This window comes from Streptomyces sp. NPDC002926, from assembly GCF_053591755.1.
Map to the genome: position 1 here is coordinate 201,645 of NZ_JBSFUK010000011.1, position 16,415 is coordinate 218,059.

17 protein-coding genes are annotated in these 16,415 nt (G+C 71.2%); 9 read left to right on the top strand and 8 right to left on the bottom strand.

Features of this window, described 5'->3' with window-relative positions:
- Positions 1–122: 122 nt before the first annotated feature.
- Complete coding sequence (locus ACWDZ6_RS19810; RefSeq protein WP_451503893.1) at positions 123–1,022, top strand: hypothetical protein; 900 nt, start codon at positions 123–125, stop codon at positions 1,020–1,022.
- Between the two features lie 23 nt (positions 1,023–1,045).
- Positions 1,046–2,596: an ankyrin repeat domain-containing protein gene (locus tag ACWDZ6_RS19815; protein ID WP_451503894.1), complete on the top strand. Its 1,551-nt coding sequence runs from the start codon at positions 1,046–1,048 to the stop codon at positions 2,594–2,596.
- A gap of 338 nt (positions 2,597–2,934) precedes the next feature.
- Here ACWDZ6_RS19815 and ACWDZ6_RS19820 read toward each other — a convergent pair whose 3' ends face one another.
- Complete coding sequence (locus ACWDZ6_RS19820) at positions 2,935–3,927, bottom strand: GlxA family transcriptional regulator (protein ID WP_451503895.1); 993 nt, start codon at positions 3,925–3,927, stop codon at positions 2,935–2,937.
- Positions 3,928–3,979: 52 nt separating this feature from the next.
- Between ACWDZ6_RS19820 and ACWDZ6_RS19825 the strand changes: the two genes are divergently transcribed.
- Positions 3,980–4,375 carry a cupin domain-containing protein gene (locus ACWDZ6_RS19825; RefSeq protein WP_451503896.1) on the top strand — a complete coding sequence of 132 codons (396 nt, stop codon included), beginning with the start codon at positions 3,980–3,982 and terminating at the stop codon, positions 4,373–4,375.
- Between the two features lie 192 nt (positions 4,376–4,567).
- On the opposite strand, the gene ACWDZ6_RS19830 is transcribed toward ACWDZ6_RS19825, so the two are convergent.
- Both ACWDZ6_RS19830 and ACWDZ6_RS19835 read right to left on the bottom strand, forming a co-directional pair.
- Positions 4,568–5,458, bottom strand: coding sequence for an SDR family oxidoreductase (locus ACWDZ6_RS19830; RefSeq protein ID WP_451503897.1), 891 nt, complete (start codon positions 5,456–5,458; stop codon positions 4,568–4,570).
- Between the two features lies 1 nt (position 5,459).
- Positions 5,460–6,212 carry an SDR family oxidoreductase gene (locus ACWDZ6_RS19835; protein ID WP_451503898.1) on the bottom strand — a complete coding sequence of 251 codons (753 nt, stop codon included), beginning with the start codon at positions 6,210–6,212 and terminating at the stop codon, positions 5,460–5,462.
- A 56-nt stretch (positions 6,213–6,268) separates the two neighbouring features.
- On the opposite strand from ACWDZ6_RS19835, the gene ACWDZ6_RS19840 reads away from it, so the two are divergent.
- From ACWDZ6_RS19840 to ACWDZ6_RS19855, 4 genes are read left to right on the top strand one after another with little or no spacing between them, the layout of a single operon-like run.
- The gene (locus ACWDZ6_RS19840; RefSeq protein ID WP_326649268.1) at positions 6,269–7,033 is read left to right on the top strand and encodes an enoyl-CoA hydratase family protein; all 765 of its coding nucleotides are present in this window, start codon (positions 6,269–6,271) and stop codon (positions 7,031–7,033) included.
- Entirely contained in the window at positions 7,030–7,881 is an 852-nt protein-coding gene (locus ACWDZ6_RS19845; protein WP_451503899.1) for a CoA transferase subunit A, read from the top strand. Before ACWDZ6_RS19840 ends, ACWDZ6_RS19845 begins: the two co-directional genes overlap by 4 nt.
- Entirely contained in the window at positions 7,878–8,609 is a 732-nt protein-coding gene (locus tag ACWDZ6_RS19850) for a CoA-transferase subunit beta (RefSeq protein WP_451503900.1), read from the top strand. Before ACWDZ6_RS19845 ends, ACWDZ6_RS19850 begins: the two co-directional genes overlap by 4 nt.
- Positions 8,609–9,679, top strand: a complete 1,071-nt coding sequence (locus ACWDZ6_RS19855) for an NAD(P)H-dependent flavin oxidoreductase (protein WP_451503901.1) — start codon at positions 8,609–8,611, stop codon at positions 9,677–9,679. Before ACWDZ6_RS19850 ends, ACWDZ6_RS19855 begins: the two co-directional genes overlap by 1 nt.
- Before the next feature lie 154 nt (positions 9,680–9,833).
- Here the strand turns inward: ACWDZ6_RS19855 and ACWDZ6_RS19860 are convergent, their stop codons facing one another.
- The 5 genes from ACWDZ6_RS19860 to ACWDZ6_RS19880 form a co-directional block, all read right to left on the bottom strand.
- Positions 9,834–11,453, bottom strand: coding sequence for a DEAD/DEAH box helicase (locus ACWDZ6_RS19860; RefSeq protein ID WP_451503902.1), 1,620 nt, complete (start codon positions 11,451–11,453; stop codon positions 9,834–9,836).
- A gap of 93 nt (positions 11,454–11,546) precedes the next feature.
- Positions 11,547–11,750: a cold-shock protein gene (locus ACWDZ6_RS19865; RefSeq protein WP_003969786.1), complete on the bottom strand. Its 204-nt coding sequence runs from the start codon at positions 11,748–11,750 to the stop codon at positions 11,547–11,549.
- Between the two features lie 197 nt (positions 11,751–11,947).
- Positions 11,948–13,105: an acetyl-CoA C-acetyltransferase gene (locus ACWDZ6_RS19870; protein WP_451503903.1), complete on the bottom strand. Its 1,158-nt coding sequence runs from the start codon at positions 13,103–13,105 to the stop codon at positions 11,948–11,950.
- Positions 13,106–13,122: 17 nt separating this feature from the next.
- A complete protein-coding gene (locus ACWDZ6_RS19875; RefSeq protein ID WP_451503904.1) occupies positions 13,123–13,740 on the bottom strand; it encodes a TetR/AcrR family transcriptional regulator in 618 nt (205 codons plus the stop codon).
- Positions 13,741–13,755: 15 nt separating this feature from the next.
- Positions 13,756–14,541 carry an SDR family oxidoreductase gene (locus ACWDZ6_RS19880; protein ID WP_451503909.1) on the bottom strand — a complete coding sequence of 262 codons (786 nt, stop codon included), beginning with the start codon at positions 14,539–14,541 and terminating at the stop codon, positions 13,756–13,758.
- A 49-nt stretch (positions 14,542–14,590) separates the two neighbouring features.
- Here ACWDZ6_RS19880 and ACWDZ6_RS19885 point away from each other — a divergent pair, with 49 nt between their 5' ends.
- Together ACWDZ6_RS19885 and ACWDZ6_RS19890 are read left to right on the top strand one after the other, a co-directional pair.
- The gene (locus tag ACWDZ6_RS19885) at positions 14,591–15,745 is read left to right on the top strand and encodes an acyl-CoA dehydrogenase family protein (RefSeq protein WP_451503905.1); all 1,155 of its coding nucleotides are present in this window, start codon (positions 14,591–14,593) and stop codon (positions 15,743–15,745) included.
- Positions 15,745–16,415 (top strand): acyl-CoA dehydrogenase family protein (locus ACWDZ6_RS19890; protein ID WP_451503906.1); only part of this gene is annotated, 671 nt, incomplete at its 3' end. The genes ACWDZ6_RS19885 and ACWDZ6_RS19890, both read left to right, overlap by 1 nt.

A 16,415-nucleotide genomic window follows, 5' to 3' on the forward strand; every position in this document is an offset into this window, starting at 1 on the left:
AAGAGTGGATCACCAGGCCACAAGGAGCAGTTTTCGGCCACTGTCACCAGCGGGGATTCGCCGTCTCCTCCCCGTACAGTTGATTCGGGCCGACCGACGTGCATGGGGGGTTACGGGACGTGGTGGCGAACGGCAGCGAGGTCGTACACGGCTTTCCGCACCTCGACACCGTGCGTGCGGCGATCACCGCGCTCTACAGGCGCCTCTCGCCACAGACCGTGCTCTCCTACGCCCCGAGCGTCGTCCCGGCCGATGTCGCCTTCTCCGACCAGGACGATCTGCATCTCGGCGCGCAGCGCGTCGCCCGCGCCCTGGTACAGCATCTGCGGCTGCCGGACGCCCGGATGATCGTGAGTTTCCGCGAGATGCAGCATGCCGCCAGCGTCGAACTCGCCGCGGGACCGGAGTACTTCATCGAGCTCAACGACCGCTTCCGCACCCACCGCAGGGACATCGGGGCGGCCCTCGCCCACGAGATCATGCATGTGCTGCTGCACCGGCTCGACCTGTCCTTCCCGGGCACCCGCGACAACGAGATCCTCACCGACACCGCGACCACGTATCTCGGCGCCGGCTGGCTGCTCCTCGACGCGTTCCGGGAGGACAGCGTCTCCAGCCAGAAGCTCGGCTACCTCACCCCGGAGGAGTTCGGCTACGTCCTCGCCAAGCGGGCGATCGCCTTCGACGAGGACCCCTCCCCCTGGTTCACCAGCCCGCAGGGGTACACCGCCTACACCAAGGGCCGGACCCAGGCACTGCGCGACGCGCAGCAGCCACCGCTGACGACCGCGGGCTGGACGGGCCGCCATCGCTACGCCAAGGACCGGCGCCACGCCCGGGAGCACCCGGGCTCCGCCCACGCGGCTGCCGGATCGTCCGCGTACGCCTTCGAACGCGGGGCTGACGGACTGCTCGTCTCCTTCTCCTGTCCCACCTGCCATCAGCGCATCCGGGTTGCCGTGAGGGGGCGGGCGCGGGTCCGCTGCGGGCTGTGCCGCGCGATTCTGGAATGCGACACCTGACCGATCTTCCGTAGGGTCGAACCATGACGAAAGAGCCGACAGCGAGCGCCCGCGAGCTGTTCGAGGCGGTGCACGGCGGCGCGGACGACGCTGTCGTAGGGCTGCTGAGGGCCGGGATCCCCGCCGATGTGACCGACGAGGACGGGCAGACGCCGCTCTATCTGGCGGCGGTGAGCGACGAGGTGGGCATCGTGCGGCTGCTGCTGGCCGCGGGAGCCGCGCCCGAGCGCGCGGGCGGCCCCGATGCCGGGGACCTGCCGCTGTGCGGGGCCGCGGTCGGCGGACACACCGAGGTGGTGCGGGCGCTGCTCGCCGCGGGCGCCAGGCCCGATCTTCCGGAGGCGTACGGCTTCACGGCCATGGTCTGGGCGGTGGAGCAGGGGCACGCCGGGACGGTGGAGGTGTTGCTGGAGTACGGCGCCGACCCCGATCTGCCGGGCCCGAGCGGCGAGCCGCCACTGGTGCTCGCCGCCCGGCGCGGCTCCCCTTCGACGGTGCGGGCCCTGCTGCGGAACGGCGCCGGCGCGACGGAGGCAGCGCTGAGTGAGGCCAGGCGGTGGCTCGTACGGGATGTGGAGCGGGAGCTGCGGGAGGGGCTGCTGCGGGCGTACGCGGTGGGGGACAGCGAGGAGTACGAGATCTTCACGCGCCGGGTCGAGGAGGACGGCGGGGTGACCGTCGTCGTCGAGCTGCTGCGGGGCGGCAGCCCGGCGGCCGGCTCTGAGCGGCAGACCGGCCACGGTGCGATCGCGACACTGCTGGAAGGCGAGCTGGGGATGACGACGCCGTACGCGGAGCTGGCCGAACGGGCCCTGCGCTGCGGGGATCCCGATCAGGACGACTGGGTCGAGTCGGTGTCGGCGCTGTGGAGCCGGGGCGACGAGGAGACCTTCCAGGCGGCGGCCGCGTGGTGCGCGAGCGACGATCCCCTGCGCCAGGCGTTCGCGGCGGATGTGCTGGCACAGCTGGGGTTCGTGCGTCCGGGGCCGGACGAGGACGCCGGGCCCGACGGGTCGGGCCCGCGGCGGCCGTTCGCCGCGTGGGCGTTGCCGCTGCTGCGCGAGCTGTCCCGGGAGGCGCGGGATCCGGAGCTGATCCAGGCGGCCGTGCTCGGTCTCGGGCACCACGGGGACCCGGCCGCGCTGCCCGAGATCCTGCGGCATGCCGGGCATCCGGACGCGGAGGTACGCCACCGGGTGGCGCTGGCGCTGTGCGGGCTGGTTCCGGGCGGCCATACGGAGGGCGTCGAGGCGGTGATCAGGCTGAGCCGGGACGCGGACACCCATGTCAGGGACTGGGCGACGATGGCGCTGGCAGGCATCGAGGCCGATACGCACGAGATCCGTGAGGCACTGGCGGCCCGGCTCAACGACCCGGACGCGGACACGGCGGCGGAGGCGGCCCGGGGACTGGCGATGCATCAGGATCCGCGTGCCGCCGCGGCGTTGGCCCGGATCCTCGCCGACGAGGATCCCGACGGGTACGCGCGGGAGACGGCGGTGGACGCGGTGCGGCACCTGCAGGACCCACAGCTCAGGCGTCGGCTGGAACAGACGTCACCGCGCTGCCGCTGACCCGGTTCGGCGGAGCCGTGGCCCGCCGGGTTTCCGCTCTTCGACGATCTGCGCCTGCCGGTCGAGGACGGTCGTACCGCGACCGGCCTCCGCCTCGTCCAACTCGGCCTGGACGGCGGCCCTGTTCAGCGGATGGCCGCGCGCCGGCCGCAGCCGGCGTACGGTCTCGTCCGCCCGAGTGCCCGGAGGGAGAGTTCGTGGTCGCGCCACTCCATGACGAAGTCGCGTCGTCCGGTGTACCGAAGCCGCCGCCGAGGCAGTCTGCGAAGGAGTCGAGACTCGCCGCCGCCGACGCTGAGGCTCATTCGCGTGGTTCGCGGGAAGAGGATGCCCCGCCGTCAATTCACCTCCGGCCCGAACCGACGCTTGTATGCCGAAGGAGTGATGCCCCTCTCGCGGCGCATCAGCGTGCGCAAATTGGCAGCGGTGCCAAGCCCGCTGCAGCGCGCGACCATCTCGAAGCGGGACTCACCTCGCTCGATCAACCGGCATGCCAAGCCGAGTCGTTCCCCCGTGAGCCACGTCAACGGCGTCGTTCCCAGTTGTGCCCGGAAGCGGCGATGCAGCGTCGCCGGACTGACCGCCGCGCGCGTCGCGAGGTCGGAGACCGTGAGCGGCGAGTCCAACCGTTCCTGGGCCCAGGCCAGGACAGGCGCCAGGGACTCGTCAGGCAGGTCGGGCATGGGGCGCTCCACGAACTGCCGCTGCCCGCCGTCCCGGTGCGCAGCGAAGACCAGTCGCCGACTCACAGAGTTGGCGATCTCCGCGCCGTAGTCGCGGCGGACCACATGCAGCCCAAGATCGAGCGCGGCCGCGCTCCCCGCAGCGGTGAGGATGTCACCGTCGTCCACGAACAGCACGTCTGATTCGAGGTGGACAGAAGGGAAGCGGGCCCGAAAGGAATCCGCCCACTGCCAGTGCGCGGTGGCCCGGCGCCCGTCGAGGACCCCGGCCTCGGCCAGGGTGAAGGCGCCGCTGCAGAAGCCGACCAGGCGCGCACCGCGCGCGTGCGCCCGTCGGACGGCATCGAGCACGGCGGGGCGGCGGGGCACCTCGACGTCGGGGCGGTTGGGGACGATCAAGGTGTCCGCCGCGTCGGCCGCTTCCAGATCGGCGACTCCCGTGAGCGTGAAGAATCCGTCCCGCATCAGGGTGCGGGGCTGGGGGGAGCAGAGTCTGAAGTCGTAGAGATCACGGCCGATCTCCGGTCTGCGCAGACCGAAGACCTCGGTCGCACAGCCGAGCTCGAAGGGGTTCGAGTTCTCGTCCACGATCACGACAACCCGGTGTACGCCCGCCGTGTGAACCGCGTGCGAGGATTCTTTCGCCATGTGCAATTCCTAGCACTCACGCCGGCCATGCGAAACGGCTCAGGATGAGCCCATGAGTAACGAACCCATCCCCCTCAGCAAGGCTCTGGCCTCCTTCGATGCCCTGTGGAGCCCCCGCATCGTCACGCGCGTCAACGACTATGACGTCCGCATCGCCAAGGTCGAGGGCGAACACGTCTGGCACGTCCACGACGACACCGACGAGTTCTTCCTGGTACTCGACGGAGAGCTGCGCATCTCCTTGCGCGAACCCGCCGGGGAGCGCACGGTCCTGCTTCCGCAGGGTGCGGTCTTCACCGTCCCCCGAGGCACGCGGCACAAGCCGTACGCTCCGTCCGGCGCCGCGATCCTCATGTTCGAGCCCACCGGGACACCGACCGTGGGCGATCGCCACGATGAGATCCCGGACCACGTGGACGCAACGACCGGGCACACACTCAGCACCTGAGCCGACAGGCTTCGGGCGCGCCCCTTCCCGTGGCATCAGCCCGTCACCGGTTCGGTTCCGTTCACCGACCGCCCGGCAGGAGCGGCGCGGGACTCAGCCCTTTGTTCCTCGGCCCCCGACTTGTCGCGCGGCTCGGCGATGCCGCCGCACCCCCCGGGGCCGGCGGCATCCTCAACGCTTACGCCCGCGCCATTACCGCGCCCCGTAGACCGGTTGCGGAGTCTCGGCGTCGGCCAGCAGCTTCCGTGCGGCCTCGCCCGCCTCGGACGGGGTCCAGCGCACACCCTTGTCCGCGGTGGGTCCCGGCCGCCAGCCCTCCATGACGGTGATGCGGCCCGCTTCGGCCTCGAAGACCCGGCCCGTCACGCCCGTGCTGGCGGCGGAGCCGAGCCAGACGACGAGCGGCGAGACGTCCTCGGGCAGGGCGGACAGACCGGCGAAGGTGTCCTCGGTCATACGGGTACGGGCCGCCGGCGCGATGGCGTTGACCTGGACGCCGTACCGGCCCATCTCGGCCGAGGCGACCAGCGTCAGGGCGATGATCCCGGCCTTGGCGGCCGCGTAGTTGCCCTGGCCGACACTCCCCAGCAGCCCTGCTCCGGAGGTGGTGTTGACCACCCGGGCCACCACCGGCCGACCCGCCCCGGCCTCGGAACGCCAGTGCGCCGCGGCATGCTTGAGCGGCAGGAAGTGGCCCTTCGCGTGCACCCGCATGACGGCGTCCCAGTCGTCCTCGTCGAGGTTGACGAGCATCCGGTCGCGCAGAAACCCGGCGTTGTTGACGAGGGTGTCGAGTCGGCCGTACGTCTCCAGCGCGGCGGCGACGAGGGACGCGGCACCGTCGGTCGTGGCGATGTCGCCGCCGTGCGCCACCGCGGCACCACCCGCCGCCGTGATCTCGCCGACGACCTGCTGGGCAGGGCTCTCCGAGCAGCCCGCTCCGTCCAGCCCGACGCCGAGGTCATTGACGACGACCTTCGCCCCCTCGGCGGCGAAGGCGAGCGCATGGGCCCGCCCCAGACCGCGCCCCGCACCCGTGACGATCACAACCCGTCCTTCACAGATTCCGGTTGCACCGGTCATGTCACGTCTCCTTGTTGACAGTTGCGGCATCGAGGAACGCGGGGCGCTCTCCGCCCCCGTGCACCAGCAGCGAGGCTCCGCTCACGTACGCCGCCCGCTCCGAGACGAGGAAGACGGCCGCGTCACCGATCTCCGACGGCTCGGCCAGCCGACCGAGCGGCACCGTACGGCCGACCGCCGCCACGCCCTCGTCGTCCCCGTAGTGCAGAGGGGACAGTTCGGTGCGGACCATGCCGAGGACAAGCGTGTTCACTCGCACCTCGGGCGCCCACTCCACGGCCATGGAGCGGGCCAGGTTCTCCAGTCCCGCCTTCGCCGCCCCGTACGCCGCCGTGCCCGGGGACGGCCGGCCGCCGCTGACACTGCCGATCATCACGATCGATCCGCGGACCGCCTTGAGATGTTCGTACGCCGCGAGCGAGGCGGTCAGCGGCGCGGTGAGATTGAGTTCGATCACGCGGGCATGACGGGCCGCGTCGCCTTCGCCGAGCAGCCGGTACGGTGTCCCGCCCGCGTTGTTGACAAGGGCGTCGAGCCGGCCGTGCCGCGCCGCGACCGCGTGGAAGAACTCCCCCACCGCGGACGGTTCGCGCAGATCCAGAGTCGTGAACTCAACTCCGGCGACGGGGACTTCCGGCGGTCTGCGGGCACAGACCACCACCTCGGCGCCCGCCCGCAGGAAGGCCCGCGCGATCCCCGCGCCCACGCCCCGTGTGCCGCCGGTGACGACGACGACCCTCCCGTCCAGCTCCATCGGCTGCTACCTTCCTCACCTAACAAATGTTTGGTGGAAAGGTAGCTGATCCACTCATGGGTGTCTCCACCGCACGCCCCGAGAAGGGCATTTGTGTCGTCACGGCCGACTTCCCACCCGTCAACGCCCTTCCCGTACAGGGCTGGTACGACCTCGCCGACACCCTCCGCGCGGCCGGCCGCGACCCCGGGACCCGCTGTGTCGTCCTGGCCGCCGCCGGTCGTGGCTTCAACGCGGGCGTCGACATCAAGGAGATGCAGCGCGACACCGGACACTCCGCGCTCGTCGGCGCCAACCGCGGCTGCTACGAGGCCTTCGCCGCCGTCTACGAGTGCGAGGTGCCGGTCGTCGCGGCGGTGAACGGCTTCTGCCTGGGCGGCGGTATCGGCCTCGTCGGCAACGCGGACGCGATCGTCGCCTCCGACGACGCCACCTTCGGGCTGCCGGAGCTGGACCGGGGCGCGCTCGGCGCGGCCACCCATCTCGCCCGTCTCGTCCCGCAGCATCTGATGCGCGCCCTGTACTACACCTCGCGCACCGCGACCGCGCAGCAGCTGCACGCCCACGGCTCGGTCTGGCGGGTCGTCCCGCGCGAGGAACTGACCGCCGCGGCCCTGGAGCTGGCGCGGGAGATCGCACGGAAGGACGGATACCTGATCCGGCTGGCCAAGGCCGCCATCAACGGTATCGACCCCGTCGACGTACACCGCAGCTACCGCTTCGAGCAGGGCTTCACCTTCGAGGCCAACCTCAGCGGTGTCGCCGACCGCGTCCGCGACACCTTCGGCAAGGACACCTTCGGCGAGGAGGACCGAGCGTGACGGACAAGACCATGACGCCCGACGAGGCGGTGTCCGGGTTCCGCAGCGGAATGACGATCGGTATCGGCGGCTGGGGCTCGCGTCGCAAGCCGATGGCGCTGGTGCGGGCACTGCTGCGTACCGAGATCACCGATCTCACCGTCGTGTCCTGCGGTGGCCCCGACATCGGCCTCCTCGCCGCCGCCGGCCGGATCCGCAGACTCGTGACGGCCTTCGTCACCCTCGACTCGATCCCGCTCGAACCGCATTTCCGCGCCGCCCGCGAGAGCGGCGACCTCGCGCTCACCGAGATCGACGAAGCGATGTTCATGTGGGGGCTGCACGCCGCCGCCAACCGGCTGCCCTTCCTCCCGGTGCGGGCCGGAATCGGATCCGACGTCATGCGGGTCAACCCCGGGCTGCGGACGGTCACTTCGCCGTACGAGGACGGCGAGGAGTTCGTCGCCGTACCGGCCCTGCGGATGGACGCGGCGCTCGTCCACCTCAACCGCGCCGACCGGCTCGGCAACGGCCAGTACCTGGGCCCCGATCCGTACTTCGACGATCTGTTCTGCGAGGCCGCCGACGCCGCGTACGTCTCCTGCGAGCGACTCGTGGAGACCGCCGAACTCACCAAGGACGCCGCCCCGCAGACCCTGCTGGTCAAACGTCACTCGGTCACCGGCGTGGTCGAGACACCGAACGGCGCGCACTTCACTTCCTGCGCCCCCGAGTACGGACGTGACGAGACCTTCCAGAAGCTGTACGCGTCCACCCCCTGGCCGGAGTTCGCCGAGCGTTTCCTCTCCGGCACGACCGAGCGCGACTACCAGTGCGCCGTCCGGACCTGGCACAAGGAGCAGCAGTGACCATCAGCCGTTCCGAGTACTGCGTCGTCGCCTGCGCCGAGGCCTGGCGGGACAACGGCGAAATACTGGCCGCCACCATGGCCCCCGTTTCCTCCTTCGGCGCCCGGCTGGCCAAGCGCACCTTCTCCCCCGGCCTCCTCCTCACCGACGGTGAGGCGATGCTCGTCGACCTCGGCGGCGCGACGGAGGGCTGGCTGCCGTACCGCCAGCACCTGGCCATGGTCACCGGCGGAAAGCGGCACGTCATGATGGGCGCGAGCCAGATCGACCGCTTCGGCAACCAGAACATCTCCTGCATAGGCGACTGGGAGCGGCCGGCGCGCCAGCTGCTCGGCGTACGCGGCGCGCCCGTCAACACCCTCAACAATCCGGTCAGTTACTGGGTGCCCAGGCACTCCTCCCGCGTCTTCGTCGAGCGCGTCGACATGGTCAGCGGCGTCGGCTACGACAACGCGGCCGCCGCGGGCCCGTCCGCGACCCGTTTCCACCGCATCCCGCGCGTCGTGTCCAATCTGGGCGTCTTCGACTTCGAGACCCCCGACCGCTCGATGCGGCTCGCGTCCCTGCACCCGGGTGTCACGGTCGACCAGATCCGGCAGGCGACCGGCTTCGCGCTCACGATCCCCGCCCACGTCCCGTACACCCGCGAGCCCACGGCCGCCGAACTGCGCCTGATCCGCGAGGTGATCGACCCGAAGGGCACACGTGAGCGCGAGGTCCCCGCGTGATGGAAACGGCCCTCACCGGACTCACCGGTGTCCGGCACCCCATCGTGCAGACCGGCATGGGCTGGGTCGCCGGGCCCCGCCTGGTCTCCGCCACCGCCAACGCGGGGGCACTCGGCATTCTCGCCTCCGCGACGATGACCGCCGACCAGCTGCGCCAGGCCGTCCGCGAGGTCATGTCCCGTACGGACGCGCCTTTCGGGGTAAATCTCCGCGCCGATGCCGGGGATGCCCGCGACCGGGTCCGGATCATCATCGATGAGGGCGTGAAAGTCGCATCCTTCGCGCTCGCGCCGTCCCGCGAGCTGATCGCCGAACTGAAGGACGCGGGCGTGGTCGTGATCCCGTCCATCGGGGCCCGGCGGCACGCGGAGAAAGTGGCGGCCTGGGGCGCGGACGCGGTGATCGTCCAGGGCGGTGAGGGCGGCGGTCATACCGGCGATGTCGCAACGACCGTGCTGCTGCCGCAGGTTGTCGACGCGGTGGATATCCCGGTGATCGCGGCGGGCGGCTTCCACGACGGGCGGGGACTGGTCGCGGCGCTCGCCTACGGAGCGGCGGGCATCGCCATGGGCACCCGCTTCCTGCTCACCTCGGACTCGACGGTGCCGGACGCGGTCAAGGCCCGCTACCTCGCCGCGACCGTCAAGGACATCACGGTCACCACGGCCGTCGACGGGCTCCCGCACCGCATGCTCCGTACGGAACTGGTCGACTCGCTCGAGCGGGCGGGCCGCTGGAGAGCACTGGCCCAGGCCGTACGCCGAGCCGCCGGCTTCAGGAAGCTCTCGGATCTGTCCTGGTCGCAGATGATCCGCGACGGCCTGGCGATGAAGCACGGCAGGGACCTCAGCTGGAGCCAGGTCCTGCTCGCCGCCAACACGCCCATGCTGCTGAAGGCTTCCATGGTCGAGGGGCGAACCGACCTCGGAGTGATGGCTTCGGGGCAGGTCGCCGGGCTGATCGAGGACCTCCCGAGCTGTGCGGAGCTCGTCGCCCGGGTGATGACCGAGGCGGCGCGGGTGCTCGGCGCGCTGCCACGGGATTCGTCCCCGCCCCGCCCCTTCGCGTGAGCGGGGTCGAGCCCCCGGGCCCCGTGCGGCCTTCGGCCGTGTCCTCAAATCGCCGGACGGGCTGGTTCCCGCCCGTACCAGCCCCTCCGGCGACAATCAGCCCCGCCGGCGATCGAGGCGCGGGGTTCGGGGCGAAGCCCCGACAAGACCGGCGCTACGCCGCGGTTCGGCGACCGCCCTGCGCACCACGCGCCGGCCGGCTGCCCTGCCGGGCCTGTCCGCCCTGTCCGCCCTGTCCGCCCTGCGCACTCTGACGGGCCTGTCCGCCCTGAGCACTCTGCCCGCCCTGCCCACCGCGCCGGCCACGGCTGCGGCCGGCGCCACTGCCGCCGCCGGTGCCGCCGCCCTGCGCGGAACGGCCGCCCTGTCCCTGGCCGGGGGCCTGGGCACGACGGCGCTGCGGGCGCTGCTGCTGCACCACCGGCTGGGGCACCTCGATGGTGATGGCGACACCGGAGGGCTCGCGCGCCCCGGTGATGCGGCTGAGCTCGTCGTCGCTGGACTTGATCCTGGCGGTGCGCGGGCTGATGCCCGCGTCCGCCATCAGCCGGGTCATCTCGCGGCGCTGCTCGGGCAGCACCAGCGTGACGACGCTGCCGGACTCGCCGGCCCGGGCGGTACGCCCGCCGCGGTGCAGATAGTCCTTGTGGTCGACGGGCGGGTCGATGTTCACGACCAGGTCGAGATCGTCGACATGGATGCCGCGGGCCGCCACATTGGTGGCGACCAGCGCGGTGACCTGCCCGTTCTTGAACTGGTCGAGGGTGCGGTTGCGCTGCGGCTGCGAACGGCCGCCGTGCAGCGCCGCCGCCCGGACACCGCTGGACAGCAGCCGCTTGGCGAAACGGTCCGCCGCGCGCTTGGTGTCCACGAAGAGGATCACCCGGCCCTCACGGGCCGCGATACGCGTGGCCACGGCCTTCTTGTCCGTCTCGTCCGCAACGTGCAGCACATGGTGCTCCATCGTGGTGACCGCGCCCGCGGACGGGTCGACGGAGTGCACGACGGGGTCGCTCAGGAACATCCGCACGAGGCGGTCGATGTTCTTGTCCAGCGTCGCCGAGAAGAGCATCCGCTGACCGTCCGGCTCGACCTGCTTGAGCAGCGCCGTGACCTGCGGCATGAAGCCCATGTCGGCCATCTGGTCGGCCTCGTCGAGGACGGTGATCGACACCCGGTCGAGCGCGCAGTCGCCGCGCTCTATCAGGTCCTTGAGCCGCCCGGGCGTGGCCACGAGCACCTCGGCGCCGCGCCGCAGCGCGCCCGCCTGCTTGCTGATCGACATACCGCCGACGACCGTGGTCATCCGCAGCTGCACCGAGGTCGCGTACGGCGACAGTGCGTCGGTGACCTGCTGCGCCAGCTCACGCGTCGGTACGAGCACAAGCGCGAGCGGCGCCCGCGGCTCGGCCCGCCGGCCCGCGGTGCGGGCGAGCAGCGCGAGCCCGAAGGCAAGGGTCTTGCCCGAGCCGGTGCGCCCGCGGCCGAGGATGTCCCGGCCTGCGAGACAGTTCGGCAGCGTGGCGGCCTGGATCGGGAAGGGCTCGGTCACGCCCTGAGCCACAAGGGTCTTCAGCAGGGCGGCCGGCATGTCCAGCTCGTCGAACGCCTCGACGGCAGGCAGCGCGGGGGTGGTGGATTCCGGCAACGTGAATTCCTGCGGGGCCGCCACCTTGCGGACGGGAGCCTTGCCGGAGCCCTTCGCGGGGCCATTGGCGCGGGAATTGACCGGGCGCTTTCGAGTCGGGCGGGCCGGGCGTTCGGAGCGAGTCATGCGGATATTGCCCTCCTGGGCATATGAGACAGCACAAGCCGGGGCCCGCACCTTGACGGTGCGGGCCCCGGCTGCGAGGTTCGCGTCCGGATGTTAGGCCGGGACGATGTTCTCCGCCTGCGGGCCCTTCTGGCCCTGCGTGACGTCGAAGGAAACCTTCTGGCCTTCCTGGAGCTCACGGAAGCCCGAGGTGGCGATGTTCGAGTAGTGGGCGAAGACGTCGGCGCCGCCGCCGTCCTGCTCAATGAAGCCGAAGCCCTTTTCCGAGTTGAACCACTTCACGGTTCCAGTAGCCATGTCATTCTCCTAAAACAGGGGCAAGCCGGAAACTCACACTTCGCGAATTTCCCGTTGTTGTATTGAGCCCCATCCGGAGAATCCGGCAAACAAAATGTGCGCCTGAGGAAGCATTCCCGTCAGGCGCACACGAAGTTCATGGGTACCAAAACTGCAACGCCGCTACCGTAGCACGACCGGGCCCAGAAGGCTCGTGATCACAGCCGCTCGATGATGGTGACGTTCGCCTGGCCTCCGCCTTCACACATCGTTTGCAGTCCGTACCGCCCACCGGTGCGCTCGAGTTCATGCAGCAGCGTGGTCATCAGCTTCACGCCCGTCGCGCCCAGCGGATGACCCAGCGCGATCGCTCCGCCGTTCACATTGACCTTGTCCGGGTCGGCGCCGGTCTCCTTCAGCCAGGCGAGCACCACGGGCGCGAAGGCCTCATTGATCTCGACCAGGTCGATGTCGTCGATCGACATACCGGTCTTCTTCAGCGCGTACGCCGTCGCCGGGATCGGGGCGGACAGCATCCGGATCGGGTCCTCGCCGCGTACCGAGAGGTGGTGGATACGGGCGCGCGGCACAAGACCGTGCTCGGCGACGGCCCGTTCGCTCGCGATCAGCATCGCCGCCGCGCCGTCCGAGACCTGGGAGGAGCAGGCCGCCGTGATGGTGCCGCCCTCCAGGACCGGCTTGAGGCCCGCCATCTTCTCCAGCGTTGTGTCGCGGCGAGGCCCTTCGTCGGCCGTGACCTCGCCGTACGCCACCAACTCCCGTTCGAAGCGGCCCTCGTCGACGGCGCGGACCGCCCGCTGGTGGGAACGGAGCGCGAACTCCTCCATGTCGCGCCGCGAGATGCACCACTTCTCGGCGATCAGCTGCGCACCGTGGAACTGGTTGACCGGCAGGTCGCCGTAGCGGGCCCGCCAGCCCTCGCTGCCCGCGAAGGGGCCCACGGTCAGCCCGAGCGGTTCGGCAGCCTGCCGGGACGCGAAGGCGATCGGGATCTGCGTCATGTTCTGGGTGCCGCCGGCGACCACCAGGTCCTGGGTGCCGGAGAGCACTCCCTGTGCGGCGAAGTGGACCGCCTGCTGCGAGGAGCCGCACTGCCGGTCGATCGTCACGCCCGGCACCTCCTCGGGCAGACCCGCCGCCAGCCATGCCGTACGGGCGATGTCACCGGCCTGCGGCCCTACCGTGTCCAGGCAACCGAAGACGACGTCCTCGACCGCCGCGGGGTCCACACCGGTCCGCAGGACCAGGGCCCTCAGGACATGCGCGCCGAGGTCGGCCGGGTGGACTGCGGCGAGTCCCCCTCCGCGCCTGCCCACCGGCGTGCGAACCGCTTCGACTATGTAGGCCTCGGCCATGACGACTCCTCGGTCGGTCAGCTGCGTACGGCGATACCGTCCAGCACCATCGACAGGTACTGACGGGCGATCTCCTCCGGGCTGTGCTGCCCGCCCGGCCGGTACCAGGACGCCGCGACCCACACCGTGTCGCGCACGAACCGGTACGTGAGCCGGATGTCCAGGTCGGCACGGAAGACCTGGTCCGCGACCCCGCGCTCCAGCGTCCCCAGCCACGCCTTCTCGAACTTCCGCTGCGAGTCCGTGAGGTAGTGGAAGCGCGGCTGAGCCGCCAGATGCCTGGACTCCTTCTGGTAGATCGCGACGGCGGCGCGGTGCCGGTCGATCTCCCGGAAGGACTCGGTGACGAGCGCTTCGATGGTCTCCCTGGACCCGAGCCCGGCGGCGAGCACGGCGTCGTAGCCCTGCCAGAGCTCGTCCAGGAAGGTCGAGAGGATCTCGTCGAGCATCGATTCCTTGGAATCGAAGTGGTAGTAGAGGCTGCCGGCGAGCATCCCGGCCCGGTCCGCGATCTCGCGGACGGTGGTGGCGTTGTAACCCTGCGCGGCGAACACCTCGGCGGCGGTGTCGAGGAGCTCACGGCGGCGCTCGGGCGAGGCGCTCACCTGGTTCTTCTTCTTGCTTCTTGTCGGCACGGGACCATTCTCGTCCTACGCGTGCTGGCTGCTGACGGAGACGACCTCACCCGTGAGATACGAGGAGTAGCCGCTGGCGAGGAAGACGATGGCGTTGGCGATCTCCCAGGGTTCGGCGTACCGCCCGAAGGCCTCCTTGGCGGTCAGCTCCGTCAGCAGTTCGGCCGAGGTGACCTTCACCAGGTGCGGGTGCATGGCGAGGCTGGGGGCCACGGCATTGACGCGTACGCCGTACTCGGCCGCCTCGATCGCCGCGCACCTGGTGAGCGCCATGACTCCGGCCTTGGCGGCGGCGTAGTGGGCCTGGCCGGCCTGGGCGCGCCAGCCGACGACGGAGGAGTTGTTGACGATCACTCCGCCGCGTCCGGAAGTCCTGAAGGAGCGCAGGGCGGCGCGGGTGCAGCGGAAGGTGCCGTTCAGGGTGACGTCGAGAACCTTGTCCCACTGGTCGTCGCTCATGTCCACGAGGGCAGCGGTGCCGCCGAGGCCCGCGTTGTTGACGACGATGTCGAGGCCGCCGTGCTCCCGTACGGCCGTGTCGAACAGCGCCTGGACCCGGGCCTCGTCGGTGACGTCGCAGGGCAGTGATGACACGGCCGCCGCACCGAACTCCTCGGCGAGCGCCTCCCGCGACTCCTTCAGGCGGCGGGCGTGCGCGTCACTGATGAGGACGCACGCGCCCTCCTCCAGGAATCTGCGGGCGGTCGCTCCGCCGATCCCGGCTCCGGCCGCGGCGGTGATGACGGCGGTGCGGCCCTTCAGCAGGCCATGGCCGGGTACGTACTGCGCCCTGTTGTTCATCACAACAGCACGTTAACCTACCAAACACTTGTTAGGGAAGGATGGGTGAATGGACCTGGACCACTCCGCCGCCGAGGCAGCCTTCCGGGCCGAGGCCCGTGCCTGGCTCGCCGCGAACGTGCCCGCCGAGCCCCTCCCCTCCCTGGAGACCGAGAAGGGCTTCGCGGCCCACCGCGCGTGGGAGGCGCGGCTGCACGCGGACCGCTGGTCGGTCGTCTCCTGGCCGCGGGAGTACGGCGGCCGGGGCGTCGACATCTTCAGCTGGCTGGTCTTCGAGGAGGAGTACTACGCGGCGGGCGCGCCGGGACGGGTCTCGCAGAACGGCATCAACCTCCTCGCTCCGACGCTCTTCGACCACGCCACCGAGGAGCAGCGCGCCAGGGTGCTGCCCGCGATGGCGAGCGGCGAGGTCATCTGGGCGCAGGCCTGGTCCGAGCCGGAGTCCGGCTCGGACCTCGCGTCGCTGAGGTCGCGGGCCCTGCGCACGGACGGCGGCTGGCTGCTCAGCGGCCAGAAGACCTGGTCGTCGCGGGCCGCCTTCGCCGACCGCGCGTTCGGCATCTTCCGCACCGGTCCCGAGGGGACGCGGCCGCATCAGGGGCTGACGTATCTGATGTTCGACCTGTCGGCGCCGGGTGTGACGGTCCGGCCGATCGGCAGGCTCGACGGCAAGCCCGCCTTCGCCGAGCTGTTCCTCGACGATGTCTTCGTCCCCGACGGGGACGTGATCGGCGAGCCGGGCCAGGGGTGGCGGATCGCAATGTCCACGACCGGCAACGAACGGGGGCTGACACTGAGATCGCCCGGCCGTTTCCTGGCTGCGGCGGAGCGCCTGCTGCGGCAGTGGCGCGCGACGGCCGAGCGGCCGGAAGGTCACGACACCGCGCTCCGCGACCGGGTGGCGGACGCGGTGATCGGCGCACGCGCCTACCAGCTTTTCACCTACGCCAACGCGTCGCGCTGCGCCGCGGGCGAGAGCATCGGCGCCGAATCCAGCCTGAACAAGGTCTTCTGGTCCGAGTACGACATCGCGCTGCACGAGACCGCGCTCGATCTGCTGGGCCCGGAGGGGGAGTTGGCCGAGTCGGACTGGTCCGAGGGCTACGTCTTCGCGCTGGCGGGCCCCATCTACGCCGGTACGAACGAGATCCAGCGCGACATCATCGCCGAGCGTCTGCTCGGCCTCCCGAAGGGCCGCCGCTGATGCGTTTTCTGCTCACCGACGAACAGCGGGCTCTCGCGCGCTCGCTGGACGCGATGCTGACCGCCGCGGACACGCCGGCGGCGGTACGGGCGTGGTCGGCGGGCGACCACGCCCCGGGACGGGCGCTCTGTTCGCGCCTCGCGCAGGCGGGCGTCTTCGCGCTGGCGGCCCCGGAGGCGTACGAGGGCGTTGGGATGCTACCGGTGGAACTGGCGGTCTCCTTCGTGGAGTTGGGCCGCCACGCGGTGCCCGGCCCAGTGGTCGAGACGGTCGCGACGGCGGCGCTGCTGACCCATCTGGCCGAGCACGGCGACACGTCGCCGGCGAAGCGGTTGCTGCCGGGGCTGGCGACGGGCGAGTCGACGGCGACGCTGGCGCTGACGACGGCGGGGTACGGGCCGTACGCACTGGACGCGGACGCGGCGACGGTGACACTGGTGGTGTCGGGAGGGGGCACGGCGGGCGGGGGCGGTCCGGTCACCGGCTCCGGGCGGGCGACGGCTCGCACGGGAGCGAAGCCGGAGGCTGCCGCCGGCACAGGTACGGGGGCCCGCGTCGGCACGGGCGCCGGCCCCGGGCAGGCCACTCCCCGCGCGGCGCCCCCCACGGGGGCGAAGCCGGAGGCTGCCGCCGGCACAGGTACGGGGGCCCGCGTCGGCGCGGGCGCGAC